15 protein-coding genes are annotated in these 20,661 nt (G+C 54.7%); 5 read left to right on the plus strand and 10 right to left on the minus strand.

What is annotated here, in order from left to right:
- The first annotated feature begins 36 nt into the window (after positions 1 to 36).
- Positions 37 to 2,826, plus strand: a complete 2,790-nt coding sequence (locus NG653_RS05845) for an alpha/beta hydrolase family protein (protein WP_252740744.1) — start codon at positions 37 to 39, stop codon at positions 2,824 to 2,826.
- A gap of 10 nt (positions 2,827 to 2,836) precedes the next feature.
- On the opposite strand, the gene NG653_RS05850 is transcribed toward NG653_RS05845, so the two are convergent.
- Positions 2,837 to 3,265 carry a hypothetical protein gene (locus tag NG653_RS05850; RefSeq protein WP_252740745.1) on the minus strand — a complete coding sequence of 143 codons (429 nt, stop codon included), beginning with the start codon at positions 3,263 to 3,265 and terminating at the stop codon, positions 2,837 to 2,839.
- Between the two features lie 65 nt (positions 3,266 to 3,330).
- On the minus strand, positions 3,331 to 4,050 hold the full coding sequence (locus NG653_RS05855) for a DUF6503 family protein (RefSeq protein ID WP_252740746.1): 720 nt from the start codon (positions 4,048 to 4,050) through the stop codon (positions 3,331 to 3,333).
- A gap of 85 nt (positions 4,051 to 4,135) precedes the next feature.
- On the opposite strand from NG653_RS05855, the gene NG653_RS05860 reads away from it, so the two are divergent.
- Together NG653_RS05860 and NG653_RS05865 are read left to right on the plus strand one after the other, a co-directional pair.
- Complete coding sequence (locus NG653_RS05860) at positions 4,136 to 5,923, plus strand: Na/Pi cotransporter family protein (RefSeq protein WP_252740747.1); 1,788 nt, start codon at positions 4,136 to 4,138, stop codon at positions 5,921 to 5,923.
- 195 nt (positions 5,924 to 6,118) lie between these two features.
- On the plus strand, positions 6,119 to 6,472 hold the full coding sequence (locus NG653_RS05865) for a toxin-antitoxin system YwqK family antitoxin (RefSeq protein WP_252740748.1): 354 nt from the start codon (positions 6,119 to 6,121) through the stop codon (positions 6,470 to 6,472).
- A 54-nt stretch (positions 6,473 to 6,526) separates the two neighbouring features.
- On the opposite strand, the gene NG653_RS05870 is transcribed toward NG653_RS05865, so the two are convergent.
- The 3 genes from NG653_RS05870 to NG653_RS05880 form a co-directional block, all read right to left on the minus strand.
- On the minus strand, positions 6,527 to 8,785 hold the full coding sequence (locus tag NG653_RS05870; RefSeq protein ID WP_252740749.1) for an inorganic phosphate transporter: 2,259 nt from the start codon (positions 8,783 to 8,785) through the stop codon (positions 6,527 to 6,529).
- Positions 8,786 to 8,958: 173 nt separating this feature from the next.
- Positions 8,959 to 11,790, minus strand: coding sequence for a TonB-dependent receptor (locus NG653_RS05875; RefSeq protein WP_252740750.1), 2,832 nt, complete (start codon positions 11,788 to 11,790; stop codon positions 8,959 to 8,961).
- A 92-nt stretch (positions 11,791 to 11,882) separates the two neighbouring features.
- A complete protein-coding gene (locus NG653_RS05880) occupies positions 11,883 to 13,301 on the minus strand; it encodes a beta-helix domain-containing protein (protein WP_252740751.1) in 1,419 nt (472 codons plus the stop codon).
- A 219-nt stretch (positions 13,302 to 13,520) separates the two neighbouring features.
- Between NG653_RS05880 and dgt the strand changes: the two genes are divergently transcribed.
- Positions 13,521 to 14,882, plus strand: coding sequence for a dGTP triphosphohydrolase (gene dgt, locus NG653_RS05885; protein WP_252740783.1), 1,362 nt, complete (start codon positions 13,521 to 13,523; stop codon positions 14,880 to 14,882).
- Here the strand turns inward: dgt and NG653_RS05890 are convergent.
- Both NG653_RS05890 and NG653_RS05895 read right to left on the minus strand, forming a co-directional pair.
- Positions 14,870 to 15,979, minus strand: coding sequence for a DUF3078 domain-containing protein (locus tag NG653_RS05890; RefSeq protein WP_252740752.1), 1,110 nt, complete (start codon positions 15,977 to 15,979; stop codon positions 14,870 to 14,872). The genes dgt and NG653_RS05890 overlap by 13 nt on opposite strands.
- Positions 15,972 to 17,744: a 1-deoxy-D-xylulose-5-phosphate synthase gene (locus NG653_RS05895; protein ID WP_252740753.1), complete on the minus strand. Its 1,773-nt coding sequence runs from the start codon at positions 17,742 to 17,744 to the stop codon at positions 15,972 to 15,974. The genes NG653_RS05890 and NG653_RS05895 overlap by 8 nt, the downstream gene beginning before the upstream one ends.
- Positions 17,745 to 17,820: 76 nt before the next feature.
- On the opposite strand from NG653_RS05895, the gene NG653_RS05900 reads away from it, so the two are divergent.
- Positions 17,821 to 18,270 carry a nucleoside deaminase gene (locus NG653_RS05900; protein ID WP_252740754.1) on the plus strand — a complete coding sequence of 150 codons (450 nt, stop codon included), beginning with the start codon at positions 17,821 to 17,823 and terminating at the stop codon, positions 18,268 to 18,270.
- Positions 18,271 to 18,326: 56 nt separating this feature from the next.
- On the opposite strand, the gene NG653_RS05905 is transcribed toward NG653_RS05900, so the two are convergent.
- From NG653_RS05905 to NG653_RS05915, 3 genes are all read right to left on the minus strand, one after another.
- Entirely contained in the window at positions 18,327 to 18,521 is a 195-nt protein-coding gene (locus NG653_RS05905; protein WP_252740755.1) for a cold-shock protein, read from the minus strand.
- Between the two features lie 94 nt (positions 18,522 to 18,615).
- Positions 18,616 to 18,858, minus strand: coding sequence for an alpha-tubulin N-acetyltransferase (locus NG653_RS05910; RefSeq protein WP_252740756.1), 243 nt, complete (start codon positions 18,856 to 18,858; stop codon positions 18,616 to 18,618).
- Positions 18,859 to 18,871: 13 nt separating this feature from the next.
- Entirely contained in the window at positions 18,872 to 20,659 is a 1,788-nt protein-coding gene (locus NG653_RS05915) for a chloride channel protein (protein ID WP_252740757.1), read from the minus strand.
- Between the last annotated feature and the right edge of the window lie 2 nt (positions 20,660 to 20,661).

A 20,661-nucleotide genomic window follows, 5' to 3' on the forward strand; every position in this document is an offset into this window, starting at 1 on the left:
ACCCTATCTTTAACTGAACCCAATTTACCCGATCCGATGAAATTCCTTATTCCTGCGTTTTTTCTGCTTGCAAGCGTCCAGTTGTGGGGACAGAAAAAAATCCTTGACCATACCGACTTCGACCTTTGGAACACCATTGAACAGGAAACCCTGTCTCCTGATGGCACCCATGTGATGTACAGCCTCGAGCGGGGCGAAGCGGACCGCTTTTTGTTCATCAAAAAGGCCGATGCCACCCCGGTATTGCAGTACGACCGGGCTCGGGACGGACGGTTTACCCACGATTCGAGGTATGCCGTATTTTCCATTAGCGCCTGGAAAGACAGTGTGCTGGCCATGAAGCGCAGGAAGGTTAAGAAAAAGGACCTCCCCCTGGACAGTTTGGGCATTTTTGATTTAGCTGACGGGCGGTTGGAACGGATCGGGCGCATAAAGTCCTTCAAAGTACCCGATAAATGGTCGGGGTTCATCGCCTGGCAATACGAACCCGAAAACGAAAAACCGGAGAAGGAGAAGGACACCACCCCCGGGAATACCCCCAAAAAGACCCGCAAGCCCGGCAAGGAAACCGGATATCCCCTGGTCGTGCGCGAACTGGCCACCGGCAGGCAGGATACCTTCCATTTTGTTACCGGGTATACCTTTGCCAAAAAGGGGAAACGGCTGGCCTTTTCCACCTCGGGGAATGCTCAGGAGCCCGATGCCGCCTTGCATGTGCTCGACCTTGAAAAAGACCGGCTGCTCACGGTACACCAGGGCCGTAAAGCCAGGTATTACCAGGTAGGCTGGAGCGACTCGGGGGAGCACCTGGGGTTCGTTACCGACGAGGATACCACCAAAGTGCAGTTGCGGCCCACCCGCCTGTATTACTGGAACGAAAAAATGGACCGGGCGGAAATCCTGGCCGGCCCGAAGGCCGACCCCAGGGGCCTGCAGCCATCGCGTTACGCCGACCTGCATTTTTCCAAAGACGAATCCCGGATGTATTTTGGCCTTGCCCCGCCCCCGGTACTGAAAGACACGGCCCTGGCAGAAGAGGAAATCGTGAATGTAGAAGTGTGGACCTACGATGAGCCCCGCCTGTATACCGTACAGGAAATGCAGGTGAAGGCCGACACGACCAGGGCCTACACTTCTGTCTTCCATGTGTCTGACGGAAAAATACGGCAACTGGCCGACCCGGAGTATCCCGAGGTGGAACTGGGCGCCGAGGGGAACGCCCATTACGCCCTTTTGAGCACCCAGGAACCTTACGCCTTGCAAAGCCAGTGGACGGGACTTCGCGCCCGCGATTACGCCCTGGTAGACCTCAGGGACGGGTCGCGTAAAAAAATCATCGAAGGGGTGGCCGGGCAGGTGGAGCTCAGCCCCGAAGGCAGCTATGTTTATGGATACCACCTGGCAGACAGCACCTGGTTCGCCTACCATATCGCGGACGACCGGTATATAGAGCTTACCCGGGGCAGGGCGTTTTACGATGAGCTCCACGATTCCCCCAGCCATCCATGGCCCTATGGATTGGCCGGATGGACCAAAGGGGACCGCGGCCTGGTCCTCTACGACCGTTACGACCTCTGGCAATTCGACCCGAAAACCGGAAAGGGGGAGCGCCTGACGCGGGGGCGGGAAACCCGTACACAATACCGGTATATCAAACAGGACCCGGAGGCGCGTGCCCTGGACCCAAAACAGGAATGGTTGCTCCGCACCTTCGGGGAGGACGACAAGGCCGGAGGTTTTGCTTCTTTAAACCCCGGGCGAAGCGCTGTGGCCCCACTCCTGAGCGGCCCGTATCACTTTGGGACCCCTGTCAGGGCCGAACAGGCCCCGGTACTGCTTTGGACCCGGGAATCGTTCCGCGAGTTCCCGGACCTTTGGGCAAGCGGCCCCGATTTTCAGCAACCCACCCGCATCAGCGTGGCCAACCCGCAGCAGGAGGCCTATGCATGGGGCAGCATCGAGCAGGTGAAATGGACTTCCCTGGACGGGATGGAACTTACCGGCCTATTGGTAAAACCCGAGGGGTTCGACCCCTCGCGCAAGTACCCCATGATCGTGAATTTTTACGAGAAAAGTTCCGAGGGCCTTTATCGCCACCGCGCCCCGGCCCCGGGGCGGTCTACCATCAATTACTCCTTTTATGCCAGCCGGGGCTACCTCATTTTCAACCCCGACATCCAATACCGCACCGGCTATCCCGGGGAGAGTGCCTACAATTGCGTGATCCCGGGGGTAACTTCCCTTATTGAAAAGGGCTTTGTGGACCCGGAACGGATCGGCCTGCAGGGTCACAGCTGGGGCGGCTACCAGATCGCCTACCTGGTGACCCGCTCCAACCTGTTCAGGGCCGCGGAGGCCGGGGCCCCGGTGCCCAATATGATCAGCGCCTACGGGGGGATCCGCTGGCAGACCGGCCTGAGCCGGCAGTTCCAGTACGAGCACACCCAGAGCCGGATCGGGGGTACCCCCTGGGAATTCCCGATGCGCTACCTCGAGAATTCGCCGATTTTTACCATGGATAAGGTAGAAACCCCGTTGCTGATTATGCACAACGATGCCGACGGACATGTGCCCTGGTACCAGGGCATCGAGATGTTCATGAGCCTGCGCCGGTTGGGGAAGCCGGCGTGGTTGCTGAATTACAACGGAGAGCCCCACTGGCCCCTGAAGCGGCAGAACCGCGAGGACTTCAATATCCGTATGGCGCAGTTCTTCGACCATTACCTGAAAGGGGCCCCCTTGCCGGTTTGGATGCAACGCGGGGTCCCGGCCGTGGAAAAAGGGATCCGCCAGGGATATGAACTAACCGAACCTTCGGCAAATTAAAATAAGCAGGTCAGGCCTGTTCTGGTTGCTGCAACAGGCCCCGGGCCCATAGCAGGGCCGGGTCCATGGAGCGGTAGATGGCCGTGGGGCATCCCAGGAAGCGCGCTTCCAGGTGGGCCACCCGTTCGGTGAGGTCGTTGTAGACCACCCAGGCATACCCTGCCAGGAAAGGGACCAGTTTCAGCAGTTCCATATGCATGGTCGGGTCGAGGGAATAGGAGTTTTTCCGGTCGGAGATGTAGACGATCTTTTTATCTCGGTACAATTCCCAGGCATGGGACAGCAGGGGGAGGGTGTTGTCGAGGGTGACCTGCATGCCTTCGCGCACCTGCCCGATGACCACCTGCTCGTAGAAATGGAAGGTGCCTGTTTCCATTTCGAGGGTCTTCAGGAAGGATTGTTCGAAGCCCTGTACGGTAATGCCCCCTTTGTTTACCATAATTGAAAAGTAAAAGATAAAACGCTGGGCGCCTCCTGTTCACGGGATATTATCGATGAAATGCATCAAAAATCCTGCAGGATGTCAGTTCCGAGGAATTTGTCCTCAAGGTTGGTGTACCAGGACCTGTTTTTGGGAAGTAGCATGCCGCCCACCGGGTGTTCCCCTTCCAACAGGATGTATTCCCCGTCGTTCAGGGCCTTGTCGTGGTAAAACTGGTAGGCTTCAAGGGCAAAGGTGTCAGGGTTAAAGTAGAAGTGCCAGAGGTCTTTCCCCACCTCCGGATCATATCGCACTTCCACTACCCAGTAGCTCTTTCCATGGAAGGTCACCCGCTGCGCTTCGGGGCTGAGGTGGGTCCCCGGGTCGCGGAGTTTCATGGGCAGGCCGTAGAGAAAAGAATAGTAATTTTTATACATCCGGGCCGCGTCGCAGGTAAGCCGGTGCTTATTGGCGATTTCTTCTGAAAACTGCGGCGTTCCGTTATATTGCAGGGAACAGCTGTCCCCTGCCAGTTCATAAACCTTCGCGACCTCGCCCCGGGTCATTTCGAGGCGAAAGCGGGAAGCGGGCTGGTCCATCCGGATCTTGCTGGTGCGCGGGGCTTCCCCGGGGGTTTCCAGCAGCACCGCAAAACTACCGCGGTACCTGCCCCAGACCCCGTTGGGATCGTGGTGGCGGATGCTTTTGCCGAGGATTTCCGAAGCCGGCAGCGACTGCGCCTCGCAGGGCAGAAATCCCAAACCCGTAAGGAGCACGATCAACAGGGGTTTGGGGAGTGCCATGGGGGTCTTTTCGGAAAATTTACAAAAATTTACGTTATCTTAACGTAGATTGAGAAGGAATTAAACCCACTCATGAGGCGCGCTTATGGAATACGGAATAGGGGATATCCTGCAACTGATCGGGGCTTTGGGCCTCTTCCTTTTTGGGATGAAGGTCATGAGCGATGCCCTTATGGAACTGGCCGGAGACCGGATGCGTGCGATCCTGGCCACAATGACTTCCAGCCGCCCGAGGGGCATCCTCACGGGGTTCCTGATTACCTCCGTGATCCAATCGTCTTCAGCCACCACCCTCATGGTGGTAAGCTTTTCAAATGCTTCCCTGCTCACCCTCACCGGGGCCATCAGCGTCATCATGGGGGCCAATATAGGCACCACGGTCACGGCGTGGCTTATCGCCATGCTGGGGTTCAAGGTGAGCATGAGCGCGGTGGCCCTCCCCGTGGTGGGCCTGGGGGCCATCCTCATGTTTTTGAAGAAGAAATCGTGGAAGCAGTGGGGAGGGTTTATTATCGGTTTTGGCCTGCTGTTCCTGGGGATTGAATTCCTGAAGGAGGCCCTTCCCGACATCGAGCAAAACCCGCAGGCCCTGGCCTTCCTCACGGAATATACCTCGCATGGATTTGCCTCGGTCCTGCTTTTTTTGCTGGCGGGCACCCTGCTCACCGTGCTCATGCAGTCATCAAGCGCCACCATGGCCGTCACCCTGCTGATGACAGCCAAGGGGTGGATCCCCTTTGAAATGGCTGCAGCTATGGTCCTTGGAGAGAATATCGGGACCACGATCACAGCAAACCTCGCAGCCTTTGTGGGGAATTTCAGGGCCAGGCGCACTGCGATGGCCCACCTGATCTTTAACCTGTTTGGGGTGGTCTGGATGCTGGCCGCTTTTTATCCGTTCCTGCAGGGGATTGCCTGGCTGGAAGGAAAACTGGGGTCTCCTTCCCCGTATGCCGTTGCTGCAGCGGCCCCCGTGGGCATTTCCCTTTTTCATACGGCTTTCAACCTGGCCAATACCCTCATAATGGTCTGGTTCGTCAGGCCGATGGCCCGCCTGGTTTCGTGGATATTCCCCGAGAAGGCCGTCCCGGAGCGGCCAATAGAGGAACCCAAGTACCTGAGGGAAGAAGCCCTGAAGTATCCGGAGACCGCCCTGGCAGCCCTGGAGCAGGAGTCGCGCCACCTTTTTGAACATGCGGTCGTGGAAATTGTGGCGCACGCCCTGAACATGCACCGCAAGGATATTTTTTCGCCTTTGGAAGTCAAGAAAGTGGTCCGGGGGTCAAGGGAAGACCTGGGGGCCGACGTAAGGGAACTGTACCTCTCCAAGGTGAAGCGGATTTACAGCGAGATCATTGCCTATGCCGTTCACGCCCAGAGCGACCTCCCCCTTTCGGAGGCGCAGCACGGGAGGGTTTCGGAATTGAAACTGGCCAACCGGAAAATGGTGGAAGTGATCAAGGAATCGAACGAACTGCACCGGAATGTCACCTATTACCTGAAAAACCCACACCCGGAAATGCTACGCCAATATGACCGGATTCGCAAAAAAATGGTAAAGGTGTTGCGCGCCATTGCAGGCTATCCCTCAAAAGGGGAAGAGGCTTCTTATGCGAACACCCTTGAAACCCTCTCCCGGGAGGCTACAGGAGACATCGAGGTGGGGAACCGGGAAATTGACCAGTTGATACGCTCAAACGAGATTACCCCGGAAATGGCATCCTCCCTGGTCAACGACCACGACCATCTCGGGGATATGGTACAGAACCTCATCCTTATCGCCAGGGTGCTCTATGTAAACGGGAGCCTGGCAGGCGCCCCGGGAAGGCCGGAACCCCTATCCGGGTCCGGTGCCGCCAGGGAGAACCCATAGCCTGCCGCCCGGGAAAATTAAATCTTGCCTATTAAAGTTGCCGGGAATAAATATTATAAAAAGTTGTATTACAGTTAAATACGTGGTTAATGTAAAATTAATGTAAACAAAAAGTAAGCAAAAAGTATATTGAATGTAAAATATATGTATATTTGTTACGTTAAGGTTAAGTACAAACAATTAAACCACAGGGATATGAAAACGATTTTGAGCATAGTGATGGGCTTATGTGGTGCACTTTATATGCAGGCACAGGGGGCCACCCCGGTATACGAGAAAGACGGGGAAATGGTAAAGGCGACCTTTTTTCACGAAAATGGGAATATAGCCCAGCAAGGGTATTTTTTGGATGACAAACTCCATGGAGACTGGGTGATGTATGATGTCGCCGGGAAAAAAGTAGCTGCCGGCCAGTACCGGTTTGGCGTAAAAACCGGGAAATGGTTTTTCTGGACTCAGGAAGACCTTCAGGAGGTGGATTACAACGACAACCAGATCGTAAGCGTGGTTCGATGGAACAATGGTCGTTCGGTGGCCATAAACAAGTAAAGACCCCTTTAATAAATAAGGAAAGGCCCGCAATCCTGCGGGCCTTTTTTTCATTTAGAAATCTACCTTGACCTTGTTTGCGTGGAGGTCGTAGAGCTCCAGCAGGCGGAAGGTGGCCTCCAGCAAATCGCGCGTTTCCTGCAGGAGGTTGAAATACAAGGCTGTGTTTTTCGGGCTGTTTTCGGTCTCCCGGGTCCGCTTGATCTGCAATCGGATCTTGTCGTCGACCTGTTTCAGCAGGGCCTCCTGTTTCACCAGGGTAGTGTTTAGGTCGGAGAAACGCCCTTTTTCAAAGAGTTTTTCCACCCCTTCAAAGAATGCTGAAACGAACTTGTCTGTTTCTTTAAGGTCTTTCAGCTGGCTGAACCGCAGCTTTCGGTGGTTGTTGTTTACGTGTTTGAAGGCGGCGTTGGAAATGTGTTCCAGGGATTGGGTGATGTCCTGCAGGTGCCTTAGCACCTGGAGGTAGAAATCGGTGGTCCCGTCACTCCCCTCATCGAGGTTTTTGATGAAGTAGAAAATGTTCTCCCGCAGGCTTTCAACTTCCTTATCGAGCTTTCGGATGCCTTTCGTACTTTTCTTCAGGAGGTTCAGGTCGTGTTTTACCAGGCCTTCTGTACTTGAGGAGTAGATTTTGTTGACGCGGCCTATGGCGTGCGCAATATTCTGGGAGCTTTCGGAGATTACGCCCTTGATGTTCCGGCTCTCGGCCTTGCGCAACTTAAACTCCTCGATCAGGTTTTTGCTGCGCTTTTTGTGGTTGATATAGTTGCGGACCAGGATAAAGACTGAGAAAACGAAGAGCAACCCTATGGCCCAGAGGCCACCCAGGTGGATGATATACGCCACCAGTGCCGCTCCAACAAATGCGCTGATGGCCGTAAAAAACCACCCCCCGATAACATTGAGCACCCCTGCCACCCGGTAGACCGCACTGTCGGAACCCCAGGCCCGGTCTGCCAGGGAGGTCCCCATGGCTACCATAAAAGTCACATAGGTGGTGGAGAGGGGCAGCTTCATGGAGGTGGCAATGGAAATCAGCACGCTGGCCACCATCAGGTTTACGGAAGCCCTTACCATGTCGAAGGCTGGCCGGTCTTTGGAGGTGATTCGGGAAGTATAGGTGCTGGTCCGTTCAAACCGACGCCCAATGGCTTCCTGTATATGCTTCGGCGGGATAACGGAGAGGTTCTCTATCGCGAGCACGCTTAGCCGTACAATCTGTCGCGAGAGGAAGTTGGGCTGGAAGCGCTCTTCCCCTTCCCCTTCCCGGGCCAGGTTGATTTCCGTTTCGGTGACAAAGAGGGCTTTGGTCGAAAGCCACAGGGTCAGGATCATCACCACCCCTGAAAACAGCAGCAGCAGGGTCGGCGTTTGTACGGCGGCCGCCAGGCCCTCCATGGAATAACTTGCTGCATCGACCCCTGAAGCCTGCCAGTCCTGGTACGACTGCAGGGCCGCGATGGGGACCCCTATGAAATTTACCAGGTCATTCCCTGCAAAGGCCATGGCCAGGGCAAAGGTGCCGAAAATGATAACGAGTTTGTAAATATTTAATTTAAATACCCTCTGGAAAAGGCTTGAAAAGACCGTCCACAAAACTACGTTCGCCAAAAGGAACACAAAGGGTTGCTCGTTGACAAACCCCAACAGCGACCCATTGAACAGGGCCGCACTCTGCAGGCCTTTGATCAGGATAAAGTAGATGATCGCGGTAATGGCCAACCCTCCGAAAAGGGAGGCCTTCCAGGAGGATTTTTTATGGAAATCGAAGGTGAGGAACAACCGGGCCAGGAACTGCACAATGGATCCTATGGTAAAGGCTATGGCCACGGAGAGGAGGATACCCACAATGATTTCGGTGGCCTTTTCCGTGTTGATATAGGTGGCTATGTCCACCAGACTTTCACCGGTTTTGGAAATCTTGACCAGGGTAATGGCCACGGCGGCACCGAGGAGCTCGAAAACAATGGATACCGTGGTGGAAGTCGGCATCCCGAGGGTATTGAAAAAGTCGAGGATCAGCACGTCGGTGATCATCACCGCCATAAAGATGATCATGATTTCGGAGAAGTAAAATTCCCCGGGGTTAAAGATCCCCTTCCTCGCGACTTCCATCATGCCGCTCGAGGAGATCGCCCCCAGGGCAATGCCAATGCTGGCCACCACCAGGATGGTCCTGAAGGGGATGGCTTTGGAGCCAAGGGCTGAATTGAGGAAGTTAACAGCGTCGTTGCTGACCCCGACCACCAGGTCGGAAATGGCGAGTACGCCAAGGGCAACGATCATGAACAGGTAAAGGTTATCTCCCATCGGGTTAAATATTCACAAAATTCAACTTATCTGCCTACAGATAAGTTAAATTAAAGTTATGAAATAAGACTTTCAGGCCTGGAAGGAAATCCCTTTTGGCCCCAAAAAAAAGGTTCCACCTGAAGTCAAAGGTGGAACCATAACCTGGCCGGGGAATCCTCCCTGCCTTTTGGTCAGAATTGCAGGCTATAGCTTAAGGAAATAGCCTGGCCGGGAAATCTCCTGGAAAAAACCTGGTCTGTGGCCCTGAAAGATTTATAAAAGCTTTCAATCTCGTCGTTCAGGATGTTGCTGAACCTCAGCGAAATCTTGCTTTGTTGTTCCTTTCCAAAGGATTTACTGACATTGAGATTTAAATTGTGGAAAGGCTGGGTGAAAACATCCGGAATATCGGCGTTTCCAACGATTTGAAGCGTTTCCCCCTGTACATTGTAGAATATTCCGGCCTGCCAACCGTTTTCAGGATTATCGTAATCCAGGCCGAAATTCAGCAACATGGGGGATTGCCCCTGCAATTGCCGGTTATCCGCCAGTGTTTCCCCTTCCCGGAGGTTGTCTTCCCGCGCCTCCCTTTCATCTTCGCTGAAATTCTGCTGGGATTCGATCAAGGAAAAGTTCAAATTGACATTAAAGTTTCTCCAACCCGGAATAAACCCGAGATTCCTACGGAATTCCAGTTCGGCCCCAAAGACAGTAGCGTCCCCTAAATTGAGGGGAATGAATTGCCCCCGTGCTTCCCTGATAAACGAAAGTTCAATCGGGTCCTGGAACGTCTTGTAGAATCCGCTGACCGCAAAAAAGTTAGTGCCTTCTCCATAGCTTTCATACCGCACATCGAAGTTATTGATATAGGTGGGCTGCAGATCGATATTTCCAATGAAAAACGTACTGGTAATCGGGTCAAAAATCTCGGCAATCGATGCCTCCTTGAATGAGGGCCGCGCCGTGGTCCTGGAATAGGAAACCCGGACTTTCCTATTGGCGTCCTCGTTCAGGTCATATATGAAATTCGCTGAAGGGAAGAAATCGGCTTTATCGAGGATTTTTTCATTATCAAAGGTGCCCCTTACCTGTGATTCCCCGGTATAGACCAGGTCGAATTTCTCGAAACGCAACCCGAGGATGGCATTGAAACGATCTGTAAGCCTGAATTCCTCCGAAAGGTATCCTGCCCAAATGGTCATATCCGAATCAAAGGTGTCGGAGATGTTGGAATCCCTCCGGACGTAGGTTCCCTGCTGGGTATCGAGGGCATAAATGCTTTCCGGGGCGAGGATCCGGTCTGCATCGCCTTCAAAGGTAAGGCTGAAATTGCCTCCCCTCGACTGGACCGGGAAGGAAAACTGGTCAACAACGAATTCCCTGTTCTTGAAGGTGTACGCCCCCCCGAATTTGAACTTGGCATCCCGCGAAAACAGCGAATGTTTGCGGGTGATATCCAATTTCCCTGGTAGATTTATTTCCTGCAAGTCCCTCCAGATCCGTGTGGGATCTCCGGATTCGGAAGGTGAAATGGTAAAGGTGCCGTTCTGGTTGATCCGGAAGGGCGCCACCCGGAAGTCCTTGTCGTAGATCCTGGACAAAGTAGGCGAAAATTTCCATTCCACAGACCAACTGGCATCTTCATTGGTATGGTATCCGCTAAGCAGTCCGTTGGTAATTGAGCGCTCCGTATAAACCAGAGCGTCTCGCTTGTTCAGGTTTGAGTTGACATTAAAGTTTTCCTGGATAAGTAATGCCGCATTGGATTCCCCATTTTGAATGTGCAGAACATTAAACTTGTATTTGGATAAAGGCGACTTCAGGGATAACCCGGCAAGCGCATTCCAGAGGACATTATTTACCCCCAGGTCTCCGACCTGTGTCCGGTCAGTGATCAATTCATTCTCTGAAAACTGCGGGTCTTTCCGGAATACCTGTCCATCGATATAGTCTTCAAAGTATTCCGTCGTATTCCGATAAGAAAACGAGGCCAGGTAGCCCAACCTTAAATCTCCTTCTTCATTCAGGTTGAACTGGTTTCCGGCTGTAAACCCGAAATTGAAGTCCATAAAACTCTGTTCCTGCTGTGCGGCCATGGTTTGTGTGAACCTGCGGGTCAATTGCCGAACGGTTACCCCATCTTGTGCAGGGATAGGAATATTCGTGCTCTGAGCTATGGGCAGATCCCGGAGGCCATCATCAAAACCGAGAAAATCCGTCCCACTTCCCTCATAACTCAGGTAATTGTCATTAAAGTGCATGCTGGAGTTGTAGGAAACACCTGCAGTAACACTGTACTCAGGGCGGGTAGGGAGGTCCTTGGTGACGATGTCGATTACCCCTCCCGTAAAATCTGCCGGCAGGTCTGCCGTCGATGATTTTACCACCAGGATATTGTCGAGGATATTGGTCGGAAAAATATCAAGTTGGAGGGTATTGCGGTCCGGATCCAACCCCGGAATATCCATGCCGTTAAGTACCGACTTGGTATACCTGTCCCCCAGGCCCCTGACATAGACGAATTTCCCGTTTTGGACGGAAACCCCGGGTACATTTCGCACTGCACTGGCAATATCGTTCGCGCCGGTTTTCTTTATGCTTTGGATAGACAAGCCATCCAAAAGGGCTACCGAACGTTTCTGCAGATTAAGTACGGAGGCTTCCGTGTTTTGTGTTACCGAAGTGGTTACCACCACTTCGTCCAGTTGGTTGGAGGCCGGGTTCAGGGTGACATCGATGGTCGTTTCTTTACCCGCGGTCACCACAACTCCGGTGATTTCCTTCGTTTCATACCCCAGGAAGGAAAAAACCACAGTATAAGTGCCAGGTTCAATGTCGATCTGGTACTTTCCATCAAAATCGGACGTGGCCCCTTTGGTGGTCCCTTTGATCAGGACATTTGCAAAAGGCAGAACATCATTGAATTCCCCGTCATTGATCGTCCCCGAGATGACGCCTTCCTGAGCGCTGAGAAAGGATGTGGTTAAAAAAAGGAGGGTAAAGAAAATGGAATGTAATTTCATTACTAAGTGTTTAAATCCTGTATAAAACAATTGCCCGCCGCAGAGGGTGCGGCGAGCAACTGTATTAAGACTGTTACTTTCGGAACAGCAAATTAGAATCCAAGACCGGCCTTGGCATTGGAATAGGTCCAAGAGAAGGCAGAGGTGTCTGCTCCCACAGTGGCGGCACCATTGTTGTCCACAGCGGAGGAGAATGTGGCGGCGTCTGCTTCGAAAGTGGATCCGATGGTAGACCTGTCGTCGAAGATTTCTGCAGAAGTGGTTACTCCTGTCGGGAGCACGACTTCCCAGTTTTCGAAGACCAGAAGACCATTGGTATAGTTATTGGCAACACCGTCGTTGTCCAGCTCCACATCGGAGAGTTGCAGTCCATCACCGATTCCGGTGAAGCCAGTGACCAGCACATTGCGCGTGGTGCCCTGGGCATTGTCGCGGTAGTCGGCAACCTCCCCATCGGCTTCATTGGCGTCCAGGCCAAAAAGCGTGGCATCGGTGAGGAAGAAGGCTCCTTGCAGGGAACCTTCAGGGCCGTCAATTTCAAAGGCGTGGTCTGAAATGTCTCCCTGAACAACCACTACGTTGGTAATGGTTCCGGAATAGGCCTGGTCAATGTCGATGGCATCGTCTCCCTGGGCCCATACAAAGAGGTTGGAAGCGTCCACGTTGCCCCCGAAGAATTCGATCCCGTCATCCACGTTTGCAACTACCTCGATATTGTCGATGATGGTTCCGGAACCGACACCTCCCAGGGTGAGGCCGTTGATCTCGTTGCCTTCACCAATCAGCGCGCCTCCGTGGCGGATGGAAATGTACTGCAGGTTCCCTGAACTGTCATCAGGATCGGAGCCCCCGTACAGTCCGTTGGGGTCAGTTACAGGGATTCCCTCAATCTGGGCTGATTCTGCATCGCCGTCAAGGGATACCGGGGCATTTCCAAGGACAATCAGTCCGCCCCAGAGGCCACGGTCGTTCTCGTTGAGGTTGGTGCCTGCAGTCTGACCGAGTTCGATATTATCGGCAATAGAGGTAAAGATTATCGGGCTGCTTGCAGTTCCCACGGCATTCAGCTGAGCGCCCCTGGCGACAATAAGTACGGAAGCATTGGCACCCGTTCCGGCGAAGGCCTTGATGATGGTTCCCGGCTCGATGGTAAGGGTAGCGCCATTGGTAACGGCGATACGTCCCTGCAGTTCATAAATGTTATTGGAGGTCCAGGTAACATCTGAAGTAATATTGGTGGTAACTTCAACTACCCCTGAAGTATCACATGAGTTGGGGCACGAACCGCCGCAATCCACCCCTTCTTCATCTCCATTCTGGATCCCATCCGTACAGGTCGGTTCAACCGTACAGGGCTGGCAATTCGGGCCGCCACAGTCAACGCCTGTTTCGCCCTGGTTCTGGATCCCATCTGAGCAAGTAGCTGCAGGTTCACTGGGGCCGTCGTCATCTCCACAGGAAACCATGGTGAGGGCGGCAATGGCCATCATCGAAAGAAATAATTTTTTCATTTGGATTAATTTTGATTTTAATTCTTGGTTTGAATTTTACAGTCTTTCAAGACACTGCAAAGAAACCCTTAGGCTGTAAAAGTCATGTTAGCCTCAGGTTAAACCTTTTTTGCAATAAGGTTAGAGAATAGTTAAGAGGTTAACTCTGTGTTAAGGGCTGTTGAAAAGGGCTACTGAATTACAAAAAGGCTATTTTAGGGCCTGATACACGACATTATGATGCACTGGGAACAACTCCTGTCCCTTCGGCGACAGGGAGATCGGCATAAACGGCTGCGCAAAGAACAGGACCCCACCCGCCTGGGGTTTGAGGTCGATTACGACCGCATTATCTTCTCCCCCTACTTCCGCAGTTTGCAGGACAAAACGCAGGTGATCCCGCTTTCGAAAACTGACTTCGTGCATACCCGGCTCACCCACAGCCTCGAGGTTTCCGTGGTGGGCCGCAGCCTGGGCCGCCTGGCCGGGTCCCGCTTGCTGGAAAAGCACCCCCACCTCGCGGAGGTACACGGATACCAGGCCAACGATTTCGGGGCTATAGTGGCGGCCGCCGCCCTGGCCCACGACATCGGCAACCCCCCCTTCGGCCACAGCGGGGAAAAGGCCATCGGGAATTTCTTTACCCGGGGCCCCGGGCAGCAATACCGGGAAGCCCTGACCGAAAAACAGTACGAAGATTTGGTCCGCTTTGAGGGGAATGCCTATGGGCTGCGATTGCTAACCGCTTCCCGCACGGGGGTCCCCGGGGGGCTCCGCTTGAGTTATGCCACCCTGGGCGCCTTTATGAAATACCCCAAAGAGTCCCTCCCCTGGAAAAAAGGGGGGCCAATCGCCGCCAAAAAATTCGGGGTATTCCAGACGGAGGTGGAAACTTTCCGCCAGATCGCCATGGAACTGGGGTTACTCTCCACAGGGGCAGCCGACCCCGGGGGGTATTGCCGGCACCCGCTGACCTACCTGGTGGAGGCGGCCGACGACATCTGTTATACCATTATTGATTTTGAAGACGGGATCAACCTTGGGTTGGTGCCGGAAGATTATGCCCTGGAATACCTGATCAAACTGGTGCAGGACAGCATCAACACCGAAAAATACCGGGGCATTGCCTCCATGCCCGACCGCATTGGCTACCTGAGGGCCATCGCGATCAACACCCTGGTACAGGATGCCGTCAGGGTCTTCATGGAGGAGGAAGAAGCCCTCCTGCGGGGGGAATTGCCGGTTGCCCTCCTCGAGAAAAGCCGGTACCGGGCCCAGGTCGAAGACATCATCAACCTGAGCGTCGAGCGGATCTACCGGGCGCCGGAAGTCGTGGAAAAGGAGGTGGCGGGCTACCGTATCCTCTCCGATATTTTGGAAGTCACCACCGCGGCCCTGGTCGCGAAGCATGAAGGCAGGGCTTCTTCCTATGATAACCTCATTCTGCAAATGCTGCCCATCGAAGGGAGGCAGCCCGAAGCAGGGTCGGTTTACGAGGCCCTTTTGCAGGCCTGCGGGTTTGTGGCCTCCCTCTCAGACCGGGCGGCCGTGCACATCCACAACAAGATCAGCGGGAAACACCTGCACGATCAGAACCTGTAGTTTACCCCGATCCCCAGTTGCTGGCGGAATTGTACCCGGGGGATGCCGGGGTCGATCACCGTCCCGTCTGCGGCCTCCTCCCGGTCAAACAGGATGTCGTCATCGTAAATGATATGGGCAATAAGGGTGGCATTGATGAATTCATTCACCCGGAAGTTGAATTTCGTCTGCCAGTCGATGTCGATGTTCCCGAAATTGTTGAGGTAGTCGGTATACAGGCTCAGGTTGTGGTCGAGCAGGATGTTTTCCGCAAGGGGCAATTCCCATTGGTGGGTGACCAGGATCCCGAGCTCCCGGTAAAGGTTTTTCCCCGGGGTGATGACATTCCCCTCTGCATCGAGGACCGCTTTTTGCACCCCGAAGGCCCCCTGGTCCGCCAGGGTCTGGTCCAGAACAAAGGTCCCCTTGAAGGTCAGGGGGGAAAGGTACAGGTTGAATTTTTTCCCCTCGGGGATATACGAAATCCCCCCACCCAGGAAGAGGTATCCCGGCGCCATGAAGGTCGAGATGGGGGAGGTCCGGTCGGGGTATTTGAAACCATTGGCAAACTGGGTGTTGAAGTTGGCCTTGGCCGAGTAATACCAGTCGGTGATGGTATCGCGCCTGTAGCCCAGGGTGCTGCTAAGCCTGATCGCATCGTCCGTTTTTCGCCATTGGCGCCCTTCCTGGGCGTTCCACCCGAAACGAAGTTCCATGCTGTTGTCCCACTGGAAGTAGCGGAACTTGTAATTCCTCTCGAACAGCACCTTGGCCAGGGCCGATACCGCATTGTCGCCCCCTGCATTCCAGTTTACGAACGCCATTTCGCTTACCTGCAGGTCCAGGGCGTTCACGCGCTCCCAGAAGGAAGGCATCCGGAACCGTTTTCTCCTTTTATCCAGGGGGCGGGTCTGCTTGAAAGAGATAACGGGGTTGGTCAGGGAAACCCCCCTGGGAATAATCCGGATAGGCTCCTGCGGGCTTCGGATGACGATGGTGTCTATTCGGGTGGTGTCCGGGGCGGCAGGGGTGGGGAGGGAATCCTGTCCGTATCCGGGGCTAATAAAAACAATCCCCGTCAAAAGCAAGAGCAGCCAGTGGCGGAAAGCATTATTCATCCAGCAATTCGTTTAATTGATTCAAAAGGCCTTCCCCGTCCAGCCCCTGGTCGCGGTACAGGGCTTCCGGGGTTCCGTGGGGGACGAAATTGTCTGATATCCCGAGGCAGGTCACCGGGATCGAAATGCCCAGTCGGCTGAGGCATTCCAGGACCGCGCTGCCCACCCCGCCAGCCAGGGCGCTGTCTTCCACGGTAACCAGGCGTTCACAGGTGGTGCCGAGGCGGGCCAGGAGGGCTTCATCCAGTGGTTTGGCAAACCGCAGGTCGTAGTGCCCGAAAGCCTCCGGGTCCCGGGTTTTTGGGATTACCCCGGCAACGGTTTGGCCAAGTGGCCCCAGGCTCAGGACGGCAATGCGCCCCCCGGCCGTAAGGGTACGCGCCTCCCCCCATGGGATGGGCTCAAAAGGGCGCTGCCAGTTGGGTTCCCGGCTGCTGCCCCTCGGGTAACGGATAGCCACCGGGCCCCCGACCCCGAGTTGCACCGTATAAAGGGCATTGCGGAGTTCAACGTTGTCCATGGGGGCGATCAGGGCCATATTGGGGACACACCGAAGGTAGGCAATATCGAAGACCCCGTGGTGGGTGGGGCCATCCTGGCCGACCAACCCGGCCCGGTCGAGGCAGAAAACCACTGGGAGGTTTTGCAGGGCTACGTCGTGGATCACCTGGTCATAGGCCCGCTGCAGGAAGGTGGAATAAATGGCGCAAAAAGGGAGGAGCCCTTCGGTGGCCATCCCTGCGGCCAGGGTCACTGCGTGTTGCTCGGCAATCCCCACGTCGAAAGCGCGTTCCGGATAGGCTTCCATCAGGTACTTCATAGAGCTTCCCGTTGGCATGGCCGCGGTAATCCCGACGATGTCGGGGTTCTGCCCGGCCAGTTCCACCAGGGTGTGACCGAAGACATCCTGGTATTTCGGCCCCTGGCCCGGAACCGCTTCCCGACGGACCAACTCCCCGGTAAGCCGGTCGAACCTCCCCGGCGCGTGATAGACCACCTGGTCTTCCTCGGCCTGGCGGAGGCCTTTGCCCTTTGTCGTGACCAGGTGCAGCAGCCGGGGCCCCGGCTGGCCTTTAAGTTTTTCGAGCTCTCCCAGCAGCACGGGCAGGTCGTGCCCGTCTACAGGGCCGGAGTAGCGGATATTCAGGCATTCAAAGAGGTTTTCCCGGGACACATCCCCTTTTTTGACCTCCGTGAGGTAATGCTTCAGGGCCCCCACGCTGGGGTCAATGCCGATGGCATTGTCGTTGAGGATGATCAACAGGTTGGCGTCTGTTTCCCCTGCATGGTTGAGGGCTTCGAAAGCCATGCCGCTGGCGATGGAAGCATCCCCGATAACAGCGATATGCTGCCTGTCGTGGTTGCCTTTTTGCCTGGCAGCAAGGGCCATGCCCAACAGGGCTGAGAGGGAGGTGGACGAGTGGCCGGTCCCAAAGGGGTCATACAGGCTTTCGTCCCTTTTCGGGAAACCGCTGAGCCCCCCTTTTTGGCGGATCGTATGGAAGCGTTCCCGCCTCCCGGTAAGGATTTTGTGCCCGTAGGCCTGGTGGCCAACATCCCACACCAGCCGGTCTTCCGGGGTGTTGAACACATAGTGCAGGGCAATGGTCAGTTCCACGACGCCCAGGGAGGCCCCCAAATGCCCTTCCTTCACGGAAACCACCTCAATGATGAATTCCCTGAGTTCCCTTGCCAGCCGGGGGAGTTGCTCCCGGGGGAGTTTCCGCAAATCCTCAGCAGCGCCTATGTGGTCCAGCAATTTCATAACCGCCGGTAAAGGTAAGGCAATTTCAATTTCCGGGACCCCTTGAAAGGGAGGGCATAAATTGTATTTTTGGGGCATGGAATTGCGCCTGGACGATACCTATTTTATGAAGATGGCCCTGCGGGAGGCGGAAATGGCCTTCGAGAAAGGGGAAGTACCCATTGGGGCGGTGATTACCGTAAATGACCGCATCATTGCGCGTGCCCACAACCTGACCGAGCAACTACACGATGTAACCGCCCACGCCGAAATGCAGGCCATAACGGCGGCAGCCAATTTTCTGGGGGGGAAATACCTTCACCACTGTACCCTGTATGTGACCCTGGAGCCCTGCCAGATGTGTGCCGGCGCCCTGTTCTGGAGCCAGATACCCAGAGTGGTTTTTGGCGCCTACGACCCGCAGCGGGGCTTTACGGCCACCGGGGGAAAGCTCCATCCCAGGACGGAGTTGGTAGGGGGGATCCTGGAGCATGAGGCATCCGGCCTGTTGAAGGAGTTCTTTATCCAGAAACGAAACCTGAACTAAAAAAAACACCGTGCCTTTGGGGGCACGGTGTCCGGTACGCTCAAAATAAAATAATGCTATCCGATAACGCGAACATCGGAGGCAACCAGGCCCTTGCGGCCTTCGGTTTCCTGATATTCTACTTTGTCTCCCTGATTGAGTTGCAGCCCGTCCAGGGCTGTGGCGTGTACGAAGATGTCCCTTCCGGTGTCATCGTTCGTGATGAATCCGTAACCTTTTGATTCGTTGAAAAATTTAACGGTACCAGTCATTAAAGTAAAAATTAAAAATAATGCTTTGCGAAGGTAATTCTTTTTTGGGAGTTCCCTTTATCCCAATCCCGGATTTTGAGGTTGCAGGGTCGTTTCAACTGTTTTTTTCCCGGTTTTCCCTCATTTTTCGGAGGTTTTCGTCGGTAAGCATGTAGTCTTTCATCTTTTTTCCGCGGCTTTCGAATACCAGGAACAGGGGCATCGCCAGCAAAAAGAGGCCCACCACGCCAAAGCCGATGTACTTGTTGCCCGCAACGGGGTCCTCTTCCATGAGGCTAAAGCCCAGGGCAATCGCCGCCAGGGAGGCCAAGACGATCAGCAGTACCACGTATCGCATTAATTTCCGCATCTCAGGAAGTAAAATTAATCAACTTTCGCCGGTAGGCAGTCAGCAACTTGGATTTGGAGACGAACCCCTCATACTTCCCGTTGCGGACCACGGGCAGGTTCCAGGCCCCGCTGTCCTGGAACTTTTGCATAACCTGTTGCATGGTGTCGCTGCCGTAAAAGAGCTGTTCGGGGGGAACCTGCATAAAGGACCCGACCCGGATTTTGTCGTACAGCGTCACGTCAAACATGAATTCGCGGATGTCGTCGAGCAAAACAATGCCTTCCAACCGCCCTTCGCCGTCGGTCACGGGGAAGATGTTACGCCCCGATTTGGCAACCGACTGGTGGAGCATTTCCCCAAGGGTCATATCGCTGTTGACGCTTTTGAAGTCCCTCTCGATGACTTCGTCGAGGTCCATCATGCTGAGCACCGTCTGGTCCCTGTCGTGTGAAATCAGGGCCCCTATGGCCGCCAGTTCACGGGTATAGATGGTATGGTCCATGGTGTTTTTGGTGATCAGGTACGACATGGCCGCAGAAATCATCAGGGGGACAAAGAGTTCGTACCCCCCGGTGATTTCTGCAATCAGGAAGATTGCCGTAAGCGGGGCGTGGAGTACCCCCGCGATCAGCCCGGCCATCCCCACAAGGGTGAAATTCGCCTCGCTCACCGAAATCCCCAGGCCGAGGTTGTTCAGGACCTTTGCGACCACGTTCCCCAGGGCGCTGCCCATCACCATGGTTGGGATAAAAATGCCCCCCGCCCCCCCGGCGGCAAACGTTGTGGTCATGGCTATCGCCTTGAAAAGGGTGATCCCGAACAGCAACCCGATCACTACCCAGATCTGGTCGGTATAGGCGTCAAAAGGCGTCCTGCCGAGCGCGCTGAGGTGATCGCCTTCAAGGAGTTTGTTGATAAACCCAAAACCTTCCCCGTACAGGGGCGGGATAAAATAGAGCATCACCCCTATGGCCAGCCCGCCGGCCAGCAATTTGTATTTCGGGCTCCGAAACTTCCGGAAAAGCGCCATGATGCGGAAATACATTTTGGTGAAATAGATGGAGGCGAAGGCGGTCCCCATCCCCAGGATGACGTAATACAGGGAATCCCCCACCTGGAAGGTGTCCTTCAGGGCAAAGGTGAACAGGGTTTCGTCTCCCAGGAAAAAATACGAGGTGAGCACCCCGGAGATCGAAGCCAGCAACAGGGGCAGCATGGAGAGCATGGTCAGGTCGAGGCTGAAGACCTCCACGGCAAAAATAATGGCGGCGATAGGGGCCTGGAAGATGGAGGCAATGGCCCCGGCCGAGGCGCAGGCGATCAGCAGGGACCGGTCTTTTGAATTGATGTGCATCGCGCGTGAGACGTTCGAACTCAGGGCAGCCCCGGTGGCCACGGCCGGCCCCAGCAACCCCACGGAACCCCCGAACCCAACCGTTAGGGGGGCAGTAACCAGGGGGGTAAGGATCTTTTTGGCCTCGATGACCCCTTTTTTTCGGGAGAGGGCAAAGAGGATGGAAGAAATGGCGTGTTCCAGTTTCTCCCTGTGGACGTATTTCACATAAAGGAATACCAGGGTCAGCCCCAAAATCGGGAGTACAAAGTACAGCTCGGTGCTCAGGAACAACACCCCCCGGCTCAGGGTCGATTCGATAAAGTAGGTGGTGTTTTTCAGGGTTACCGAGGCCAGTCCGGCCAGGAAGCCGACCAGTACGCTCATCAGGTGGGTAAAGGTTTTGTGCGAAATGTGCCGGTAGCGCCACTTCAGGAACCTGGTGAGCAGGGTATGTCGGGGTAGCTGGGCCATAT

It is taken from the genome of Robiginitalea marina (genome assembly GCF_024006985.1).
GTDB classification, from domain to species: domain Bacteria; phylum Bacteroidota; class Bacteroidia; order Flavobacteriales; family Flavobacteriaceae; genus Robiginitalea; species Robiginitalea marina.